Annotated in this window: 11 protein-coding genes; 9 read left to right on the forward strand and 2 right to left on the reverse strand. The window is 60.6% G+C overall.

The window, feature by feature from the left end:
• The first annotated feature begins 32 nt into the window (after positions 1 to 32).
• The 8 genes from ACRECS_RS24410 to ACRECS_RS24445 all read left to right on the forward strand — a co-directional run bounded on the left by ACRECS_RS24410 (position 33) and on the right by ACRECS_RS24445 (position 5,312).
• Entirely contained in the window at positions 33 to 293 is a 261-nt protein-coding gene (locus ACRECS_RS24410; RefSeq protein WP_431585570.1) for a hypothetical protein, read from the forward strand.
• On the forward strand, positions 290 to 1,216 hold the full coding sequence (locus ACRECS_RS24415) for a LysR family transcriptional regulator (protein ID WP_431585571.1): 927 nt from the start codon (positions 290 to 292) through the stop codon (positions 1,214 to 1,216). Before ACRECS_RS24410 ends, ACRECS_RS24415 begins: the two co-directional genes overlap by 4 nt.
• 70 nt (positions 1,217 to 1,286) lie before the next feature.
• Positions 1,287 to 2,147: an HpcH/HpaI aldolase/citrate lyase family protein gene (locus ACRECS_RS24420; RefSeq protein ID WP_431585580.1), complete on the forward strand. Its 861-nt coding sequence runs from the start codon at positions 1,287 to 1,289 to the stop codon at positions 2,145 to 2,147.
• 210 nt (positions 2,148 to 2,357) lie between these two features.
• Complete coding sequence (locus ACRECS_RS24425) at positions 2,358 to 2,720, forward strand: hypothetical protein (RefSeq protein WP_431585572.1); 363 nt, start codon at positions 2,358 to 2,360, stop codon at positions 2,718 to 2,720.
• Positions 2,721 to 2,864: 144 nt separating this feature from the next.
• Positions 2,865 to 3,317: a nuclear transport factor 2 family protein gene (locus ACRECS_RS24430; protein ID WP_431585573.1), complete on the forward strand. Its 453-nt coding sequence runs from the start codon at positions 2,865 to 2,867 to the stop codon at positions 3,315 to 3,317.
• Between the two features lie 58 nt (positions 3,318 to 3,375).
• A complete protein-coding gene (locus tag ACRECS_RS24435; RefSeq protein ID WP_431585574.1) occupies positions 3,376 to 4,152 on the forward strand; it encodes an SDR family NAD(P)-dependent oxidoreductase in 777 nt (258 codons plus the stop codon).
• A gap of 1 nt (position 4,153) precedes the next feature.
• Positions 4,154 to 4,981 (forward strand): SDR family NAD(P)-dependent oxidoreductase, encoded by an 828-nt coding sequence (locus ACRECS_RS24440; protein ID WP_431585575.1) that lies wholly within the window; start codon positions 4,154 to 4,156, stop codon positions 4,979 to 4,981.
• Positions 4,982 to 4,997: 16 nt separating this feature from the next.
• A complete protein-coding gene (locus tag ACRECS_RS24445) occupies positions 4,998 to 5,312 on the forward strand; it encodes a hypothetical protein (protein WP_431585576.1) in 315 nt (104 codons plus the stop codon).
• Between the two features lie 47 nt (positions 5,313 to 5,359).
• Here ACRECS_RS24445 and ACRECS_RS24450 read toward each other — a convergent pair whose 3' ends face one another.
• Positions 5,360 to 6,721 (reverse strand): MFS transporter, encoded by a 1,362-nt coding sequence (locus tag ACRECS_RS24450; protein WP_431585577.1) that lies wholly within the window; start codon positions 6,719 to 6,721, stop codon positions 5,360 to 5,362.
• A gap of 61 nt (positions 6,722 to 6,782) precedes the next feature.
• Between ACRECS_RS24450 and ACRECS_RS24455 the strand changes: the two genes are divergently transcribed.
• Positions 6,783 to 7,454 carry a DsbA family oxidoreductase gene (locus tag ACRECS_RS24455; protein ID WP_431585578.1) on the forward strand — a complete coding sequence of 224 codons (672 nt, stop codon included), beginning with the start codon at positions 6,783 to 6,785 and terminating at the stop codon, positions 7,452 to 7,454.
• 744 nt (positions 7,455 to 8,198) lie between these two features.
• Here ACRECS_RS24455 and ACRECS_RS24460 read toward each other — a convergent pair.
• Entirely contained in the window at positions 8,199 to 9,875 is a 1,677-nt protein-coding gene (locus ACRECS_RS24460; protein ID WP_431585579.1) for an RHS repeat-associated core domain-containing protein, read from the reverse strand.
• Positions 9,876 to 9,974: the final 99 nt, after the last annotated feature.

Genomic DNA, 9,974 nt, shown 5'->3' on the forward strand with positions numbered 1-9,974 from the left:
CGTCAGTGAGTGGCGGGCAGGGGAGAGATTGCGTGACGGCGGCGGCCAGCAAGACAGGCCTTGGTGAACCCGGCCCTTGTGCCGCGCCGTCGGCTGGCGGTGGTGATGCGCTGGCTTTGCTCACCGTCGCTTATGCCGTGACTTTTATGGATCGGCAGATCCTGGCCATCGCTCAAGGAGATATCAACCGCGCGCGTCGCTTTCGGGATATGCAGCTTGGAAGGCTGATTGACTTGCCCTTCTTGGCCGATCGTGCGGCGTGGCGCACTCTTATCGCGCTGACGGACCGATGATCACCGATATCAATCTCAAATTGCTGCGCAGCTTCGAAGCGGTCGCGCGTCACCGTTCCTTCACGCGTGCCGCGATCGACCTGAAGCGGACTCAATCGACGGTCAGTGCGCAGGTCAGTGAGCTGGAGCAGCAACTCGGTGTCATGCTCATCGAACGAACGTCGCGCCGGGTCGCGCTCACTGCAGCGGGCGAGGCGCTGGCGGTGGCCGTCAGCGAGGCACTCCGGCTGATTCATGACGGCTTGGGTGCGGCGCGCAATTTTGGTGATGATCGACGCGGCCGCATTGTCATCGCTTGCGTTCCTTCATTGTCGAGTGTGCTGCTGCCATCCATCCTCGCCGCCTACCGGTGTCGCGACAAGACAACGCGGATCGATGTCGAGGAACTGACCTCATCGGAGATCGTCACGGCGATCGGCGCGGCGGCGATCGATTTCGGGATCGGGCCCTGTATCGAGCCATCACCGCCTGACATAAATTTTACCGTCGCAACCGAAGAACCATTATGCGTCCTGCTCCAGGCTGGCGATGCGACCGCGTTCGGTCAGGCCGTGCCCTTTGACGCTCTGGTATCGCTTCAACTGATCACGCTTTCCGGCTCGGTTCTTCTCCAGAATCTGCTGGAGGAGCAGGCCAATGCCCATGGCATGCGGCTCAGCTCGCACGCCGAAGTCCGTCACGTCCAGACAGCGATCGGCATGGCGCGGGCGGGGATGGGCGCGGCGATTGTTCCCCGCCTCGCGCTGCCTGCCAGCCTTGAGGATGATGTGGTCGCCTTGCCCATCGCCGAGCCAGCGCTGATGCGGAAAATCGGGATACTCACTCGGCGCGGCGCACCGCTGCGGCCCGCCGCCGATCGCTTGGCCAGATATGTTCGCAGCGCGCTGGGCCAGGCCGGCCGACAGGATCCAGCACAGCGGTGACCGCTCGCCGTGCCAATCGACATTGCAATATTCAGCCGTCGTGCGCGGCGTTCATCCGAAGGACACGATCATGTCAATACGGCCACGCCGGAGTGCGCTCTACCTGCCGGCTTCGAATCTGAAAGCGATCGCCAAGGCGCGAACGCTTCCTTGCGATGTTGTCATCCTCGACCTCGAAGACGCCGTGGCGCCTGACGCCAAGGCTGTCGCTCGCGAGAACGCGATAGCGGCCGTCCGTGACGGCGGTTTTGGGTCGCGCGAATTGATCGTGCGGGTGAACGGGCTCGATAGCGAATGGGGCGAAGCGGATTGCGCTGCACTGGCCGCTGTGACGCCCGATGCGATCCTGGTGCCAAAAGTGAGCACCGCTGCTGACATCGCAGCCTATGCACGGCACTTCGATGGCACGCTGACGCCTTTGTGGGCGATGGTGGAAACGGCATTGTCGTTGTTGCGCCTCGACGAAATCGCATCTGCCGGCCGAAATGATCATGGCCGCCTGGCTGGTCTCGTTATGGGCACCAATGATCTGGCCAAGGAGATGGGCGCGCAACTCGACCTGTCGCGCGAGCCCTTTATCGGCGCGCTGGGTTTCGCGGTCGCTGCCGCGCGCGCTTATGGTCTCGTTATTCTCGATGGGGTCTTCAACGATATCGATGATGAGTCTGGCTTCGTGTCGCAGGCACGCCAGGCCGTGAAGTTCGGTTTTGACGGCAAGACGCTGATCCATCCTCGCCTGGTCGAGCCGTGTAACACCGCTTTTACTCCCGACGCCGCGGCGATCGATTGGGCGCACAGAGTGCTGGGCGCCTTTGACGAACCCGCCAATGCGGATCGGGGGGCAATCCGGCTTGATGGAAAAATGGTCGAACGGCTGCACCTGCATCAGGCTCGGCGCACCCTGGCGGCCGCCGGTCTTGAGCCGGTTTGATCACTTCACTGCTGGTGCGGCTATCGCGCGGTGCGATCAGGGTCTGATCAGCGCTCCTGAGCGCTGGCAACAGGATGGTCCTGCGAAACCCTCCGGCTCTGCCGCAAAAAATATACCCATCGACTCATCAGGACCGGCTTGACAGATAATGAGCGGTGGCTCATCTTTCATTAAAATACGTTAATGGCTGCGGCCGAGGAGAGAGATTCGATGGCGACGACCCCTGAAATTACGAGCGATGGCCGCGAAGTTGGACCTGTTGCTACCGGAGTCCTGTTCGAGAATGATCGTGTACGGATCTGGGATATGTCGCTCGCGCCGGGCGAGGCGACCGCGCTTCACCGGCATGCGCTGGATTATGTGCAGATCGAGTTGGAAGGCGACAAGATTTCCGGTCTGATCGAGGAGGGGGCGGGGGGCACCTACCGCCAGACGTTTGAGATGGACGTCACGCCGGGACAATGGTTCTGGGTCGATCGCGGTGGCTTCGAGACTGCGAAGAATACTGGTGAGAAGCCATATCGCGGCATCCTTATCGAACTGAAGGAACCGCGGCTCGGCGAGCGCGCCTGATATCGGCCATATCTGCATGCGCCGTCCGGGATGCGGGCTCGCCAGCGATGGCACTCGCGACGGCGGAGGCGATCGGATCTTCATCGGATCGGGCGGCAGTGCCTGGCGGCTTGATTATAAAAACACGAACCCAGGAGAGAATGAATGTCCGACGCCAAGCTGCAGGAACTCATCGATAAACAGGCGATCACCGATTTGTTCAATGCCTATGTCGATGCACTCGACTATAAGCGCTGGAGCGATCTGGACGACATGTTCGTGCCGGAAGCGACAGCAAGCTGGTTCCAGAATCAATGGTCACAAAGCAGCCGTGACGAGATCATTGCCTTTGTCCGCAGTTGGGTCGAGGAAGTCGGCACGCACCATATCCTCGGCAATTACACCGCCACCATCAATGGAGACCGTGCCAAGGGGGCATGCCGCGTTCGCGCACATCATGCCGGCGTGGGCGATCGCGCGCATTTGTTCGAGGAAACCTTGGGCGTGTTTTCGGGTGATCTCGTCCGGCAGGACAGCAAGTGGCGGTTCACCCATTTCACCGAAGAGCTGATGGTGATGCTCGGCACGTTCGACGTGTTCGGTGATCGCGAGGGCTGACGGCGATGGCCCCGTGCCGGATGGCGCACTCCTCCAATTTTGAAGACGGACCGATGGCATGACGCATGAAGCAGGTGGCCGGCTTGCCGGCAAAGTCGCAATCATCACCGGCGGCGGCCAGGGTACAGGGCGCGGTGCGGCGCTCTGTATGGCGCGCGAAGGCGCGTCGATCGTCGTGGTCGGCCGCACGCTGAGCAAGCTCGAAACGGTTGCCGACGAGGTCAGGGCGGCGGGCGGTGCGGCATTGGCGGTCGCTGGCGACATCACTGAGCGCACAACGATCGATCATGTTGTCGATGAGGCGATCAAGGCGTTCGGCCGGATCGATATACTGGTCAATGCGGCACAATCGCCCGATCTGCGCTATGGGCCGTTGCTCGACGTCACCGAGGCGGTGATGTCCGATCTCTGGTCATCGGGGCCGATGGCGACGCTTGCGTTCATGCGCGCCTGCCATCCCCACATGAAGACGGCCGGCGGTGGCGCGATCGTCAATTTCGGTACCGGGTCGCAGTGGAATCCAAAGGATTACGGCGTCTATGCCGCAGCCAAGGCGGCGGTCCAGACGATCAGCCGCGCAGCGGCGATGGAATGGGCGCCGGACGGCATCAGGGTGAATATTCTCGTGCCGCTTTCCGCCTCGCCTGCCTATGACGCGGCTTGCGAGAACGATCCGAGCTTTGCCGAGAAATTTACCGCGCATATTCCGCTCAAGCGGATGGGTGATCCTGAAAGAGATGTCGGCGAGGCAATCCTCTTCCTCGTCACCGCTGCTGCCTCCTACATCACCGGCTCGACCCTGATGGTCGATGGCGGTCATACCTATCTGCGCTGACATGGCGACGGACCCGCCCGCGGGCGTCGCCGGTCTGAAGTTCGTCATCACCGGCGCTGCTGAAGGAATGGGGGCGGCGACCGCGCGGATGGCGGCGGCCCGGGGCGCCCGGGTTTGCCTGGCCGATATCAACGTCACGAAAGGCGAAGCGCTAGCGGCGTCGATCCGCCAGGCCGGCGGTGAAGCTTGGTTCCTGCCTTGCGACATCACTGATGATACTCAACTGGCAGAGTTGATGGACGGCAGCGCTGCCCGAATGGGCGGCATCGACATCTTGCATAACAACGCGGGTGTTATTGATTCCCAGTTCGGCGATCAGGCCGGGATCGGCCTGGAGCAATATGACCGGACGGTTTGGGACATGGTCATCGCGGTCAACCTTACCGCACCGATGTTCGCGGCCAAGGCGGCGCTCCCCTGGCTCAAACAATCGGCCAATGCCTCGATCATTACCGCCGCTTCCACCGCCTCGTTCGTCGCCAACCCGTCGACCTTGGCCTATGGCGCGTCCAAGGGCGGGGTCGCCGCGCTCACCAAGAATCTCGCCGTCGAGCTCGCACCGCTCGGCATCCGCGCAAATAGTTATTGCCCCGGCGTGATCGAGACCGGGCTGGTTGGACGCTATCTCGAAAGCGTGCCCAATCCGGACGAACTCATACGCTCCTTCGTCAAGACGCAACTCGTGCCAAGGCTTGGCCAGCCCGAGGAGGTCGCCGCGCTCGTCTGCTTCCTTGCTGGCCAGGAGTCGCGTTTCGTCAACGGCGTGGTCTGGTTGATCGATGGCGGTCAACTCGCCTGGCGGGGCACTGTCGACATGATTGGCATGTAAAAAAGGGGACTGAATTATGGCGCATCTTATCGTGCTGTGGATCGTGATCGTGTTTTTGGGAGTGGTCGGCCTCCTTCATCTCGGCGGTGGCAAGGCAATCCGCGAGGCGTATGTCGGCTGGCGCTATCCCAAGAACTTCCATCTGGTGACGGGGCTGCTCGAAGTCGCTGCGGCGGGCCTGATGATTTTTGCCTCGACCCGGGTCTATGGGCTCAAACTGGCAGTCGTGATCACCGTGGCGGCGATCCTGACGCTGCTCTGGCACCGGCAGTTTTCGCATTTGATCGCACCCTTGGTACTCGCCGCGGGTATCGGCTATCTTCTGTTTTAAACGCAATGCCCGGCCCGCCGATGCGGGCCGGGTGACTGGGTGATCAGTCAGGCCGCATGTGGCGCGCTGCCATCGACACTGTGGAAGCGGTGCGGCAAGAGCCGGCCCAGCAGGCCCAGCACCAGCATCGTCCCGGCGACCGAGAACAAGATCGGCTCATATCGGCCCAATGCATCATAGCCCGCACCGAAGATCGGGATTGCGAAGGCGGTCAGGATCGTCTGCACGAACATCGCGACGCCAAATGCGAAGCTGAAGCCGGCGCGGCCAAAATACTGCCCGGCAATGATGCCAGGTGAAACGCTGGTCGCGCCGTTGGCAAGACCGATAAAGACGCTTGCTGTAAGCAGCAGGGGATATTCGGGCCACCATGCCATCAGGCCGGCTGCGGTGCCGGCGGTGAGCATCGGAACACCAACGATGGTCCTGGGACCGACTTTGTTGAGCATGCTGCCAAGAAAGATCATACCGACCGCGCCGGCAAGCGATGATGCGGAAACCAGCCAGGCTGCCTTGTCTTTGGCAATGCCAAGGCTTTCGGCAAAAGGGACAAAGTTCGAGAGAATCGCCGTCGTGATCGCGGAAAAGATCGCGATCATCGCCATCACGACCCAGAATCCGCCATGCCCCAGGATGCTGCGTGGCGTCCAGCCATTGGCCGGGGCGGCGTGTGCGGACGGCTCGGCCACTGGCGGGTGGGGCAATCCGTCGGGATGCCATCCGCGTTGCTCCGGCGCATCGATGATCAGGAGCGCAGTAACCGGCAAGAGGGCGGCGCCTATCGTGGCGAAGACGAACGACATATGAGCAATGCCGCCATTTGTGAGCAAATACGCAGCGAACGGCGGCACAATCGCCCCGCCGGTCATAATGCCTGCCGTCGCCACGGCCAGTGCCAGCCCACGTCCGGTGACAAACCAGTTCGAGACGAGCGTATTGGCTGAAACGATCGATCCGGCAGCTGCAACTGGCAAAAACACGCCGAAGATAATTGCCAGATGCCAGACCTGATCGGAATAAGCGAGGCCGACATAACCCATCAGCAGGGACAACATCGAACCCGTCGCGAGCGCCTTCACCGAGAGCCGGCGCAGCACATATCCGCCAACCGGCATTAATGCCGCCATTGCCAGAAGCAGGAGCGCGGCAGTCCACATCAGCACTTCACCGGTGGACAGGTGCATTTTGCTGCGCAGTTCCGATACCAGGAGGCCGGACATATAGAGGCTGCCGATCCCAATGCCCTGGAGGCAGAAGGCGATTGCCACCATCATCCAGCCCCGGACAAGTCCGGGTCGCGCGCCATGGTCCGTTCTTGATTGATCGACCGTCACATTTTTCTCCTCGACCGGCAGCACGAACGCTAAAACGCGCATGCCTATAATTATAAGTACTGAGTCACCACTCATTTATGGTTGAAAGGGCGGCGGCAGTAAAGCAGGATGAGCATCCATCGCGGAAAGAAGCCCCATGACACTCAAGATCACCCTTTACTCCGACCTTGCCTGTCCCTGGTGTCTGATCGGTCACCATCGGCTGGACCGGGTCCTCGCGGGCAGCTTTCCGGGAGAGAGCATCGACATCCAGCATCATCCGGTATTGCTCATGCAGGGGCTGCCGGCCGAAGGCATGAACATGGCGGAATTCATCCGTACCCGTTTCGGCCTCAGCGATCCTGCCCAGGCCTGGGCATCGGCCGAGGCGGAGGCTCGATCGTCGGGCATTGCCTTTGATCATCGCAAGGTTGCCATGGCTTATCCGACCGGCAGGGCACATACGCTAATTCGGCTAGCGGGCCCGCGCGGTACGCAACACGCGCTCGCGAGGCGGTTGATCGACGACTATCTTCTCAATGGGGCGAATATCGCGTCACCCGATCTGCTTGCCGATGTCGCTATGGATTATGGCTTTGACCGCCCGGAGGCCCTTCGCCTCGTTTGCGACGCGCAGGAATTGACGCTCACCGAGGCAGAGATAAGGGCCGGGACTGCCAAGGGGGTTCGAACCGTGCCCCACTTCATTGTCGGCGGCGCGACGTTGACCGGCAACCAGACCGAAGCCGCGCTCGAGGCAGTGATCCGTTCGCACTCTAAAGGCAGAGGCCACAGCTCCGACCTCGGACCGTTGCGCCTCGAGCATTGAGAGCCGACACCTGTCGCAAAGCCCGGGAGTTGGAGCGGGACCAAAGAGAAGAAAACCGTTGCTAAAGTTGCACGCCTCAACGCGGAACTTCCGAAGCCTCAGCGGGTGGCGATACCCGCTACTCAGAACGCACAAAATTGAGCAGCCGCACCACCTCCGACCCTAAACGGGGTAGGCAACGCGGGCATTTTGTCCCACGAACACGGCTAGCGCCGTGTTTGCAAGCGCCGTAGCGGCTCCATCAGAACGACCGGGGATGACCTTTTGACGTTCGGAATGGGGCGCCTAGCGGGCGCTTGATGTGCGCACCTGAATAAACTCCCTCAAACGCCGACCGGTACCAGCGTGATCGCGCCGACCTTGATGGTGCTGATCTCGCCCACTTGATGAGCTCATAGAGCTTCGATTGACCAATCCCGGTCAAGCACTCGCATCGCGTCACACGGGCAGTGCCATGTGCTTCAGGTTTAGAACGCGGCCAATCGCGAAAGGCGCACGCGGAGTCCATGAGCGGAATTCCTAGCTGATCCTAAGCTAGCCTACCTTCATCTTTGTCCCAGGGGGGCTCCAGATTGACAAGAATGTATCATCACCCACGTCAATAACGAGCTCCTCATCGCTGAAATCAACCTCCAATATGAGGCTGAGTCCGGACGCAACATCCTCCCTGTCCGTCCAAGGCTCTAACATTATCCCAAGCTCTTCCTTGGACTTATTACGAATGACGATTCTTTTCAGCATATATCACCAGTTCTTTAGGACTTTATCCATCAACTTGGCGCGTTGGACCGCGACCTCTCCGCCCTTTCGGCCCGTCTCAGCAGCTGCTCTGTATAGGTTACGGGCGGCGGTAGCGAGTTTCTTGGTCAAACCGACCCCGCGCATACCTGCGACAGCAGCTCTATCGACCTCAGCCGTCCGAGCGATCGCATTAGCAACCGCGTTCCGACCTCCGCCCCATCCAACCATCTCGCCCACGCCAGGCAGGGTTGTGCCGGCCTTTTCTGCGACCGCCTTGAAAGCACTTGCGGCTATGTTCGCCCGTTCAATAGCCGAAACAGTCCTCACGACTCCGAGTGTTCGGCCGGCCCAAGCCAAAAATGCAGGAACTCCTTCGCAGCCCACCGCGCAGGTTACGGCAGCGGCCGTTCCACCCAACATTAGCGCAGCCATCGTCGGGTCTGGCGGATTCTTTTTCGCTGCCTCCGCGAGCATCAACGAGCTGTCGTAGGATACTTGGCCAGTCTCTGTTCCAGTCGGATCGCGTCCATCGACCGGATCATTGGCGACATACGCGTACAGGTTATTCTGGTCCTTATATCCAATGGGATCCGTCTGCATGAACCGTCCGAGCGTGGGCGAATACATGCGGGCTTTGTAGTAATAGAGGCCGAGCTGATTGATCCATGCTTGGCCGGTGTATTGGAACCGGCCATAATTGGACGTCGGCGTGATGCCATATTCGTCATAGGTGTCGATGGCGAACTTGGCGCCAATCGCATCGGCCACCGACACGAGCGATCCCTGATAATCGACCTGATAGCTATAGCGCGTGCTATAGCCGGTGCCGCTATACTGTATCATCGGGTCGTCGTCGCCCGGGCCATGCACATATCGGAAGGGGTTGGCGCCGTTCATCTCCATGACGAGCGAGTCGCCGTCATAGGTGAATTCGAGCGTCTCGGCCGACGTCACCACCTGCCACAGCCGGCCTAGCGGGTCGTAATTGAGCGCCACCCCGACCCCGCCTACCGTCACCGCCTTCATCCGGTTCTCGACGTCATAGGCATAGCTATTGGTGCCGTCGGCGGTCAGGTTGGCATTATCGTCATAGCTGAAGCTCGCTGGCCCTGCGGTAGCGTACTGATTAAGGCCGTTGACCGCATAGGCACGGCTGACATTCACATAGCCAGTGAACCGGTAGGCGTCGTTCGATCGCGTCTTGGTTACGATCTGGCCTGCAGGATTGTACGCGAAAGTGCTCGTGACATCGCTTGTCGTGTTGGCGAGGTCATCCGTCCAGCTTGTAGGGCGTGATAACGGATCGTATCCCAGCGTGGTCGTCACAGCGCCCCGCGTCTGGCTCGCGATGCGTCCCTTGGTGTCGAATACCGACGACACAATTGCGGTCGTTCCCGCTTCCTTAATCGCAGTCAGCCGGTCGAGCCCGTCATAGACGTAAGTGAAGAACGAGCTGTCGGGATAGGTCAACTGCGACCGGTTGCCGTCGGCATCATATGTGAAGCTCAACGTCCGGGTAGTCGTGCCCATATTGTTGGTCGTGCTGGTGAGTTTACCGAAGCCGTCATATGCGTTGGTAATTCCGATGCCGCTCGCTGATGAAAACCGCGCAAAGGTTTGCAAGCCGCGCAGGTCATAGGGGACTGTCAGGAATTTTGTGCGCGAGGCCGTTCTCGTCATCAGATGACGAACCGCTCGCCGAAGATCACGGCGAACTGGGTCTTTGCCTCGGCCCACTCACGCGGTGGCCGTTTCCACTCCTGAGCCGCGGTATTGAGC

The sequence above is a fragment of the Sphingomonas sp. genome (assembly GCF_050725575.1).
Classification (GTDB): Bacteria; Pseudomonadota; Alphaproteobacteria; order Sphingomonadales; family Sphingomonadaceae; genus Sphingomonas.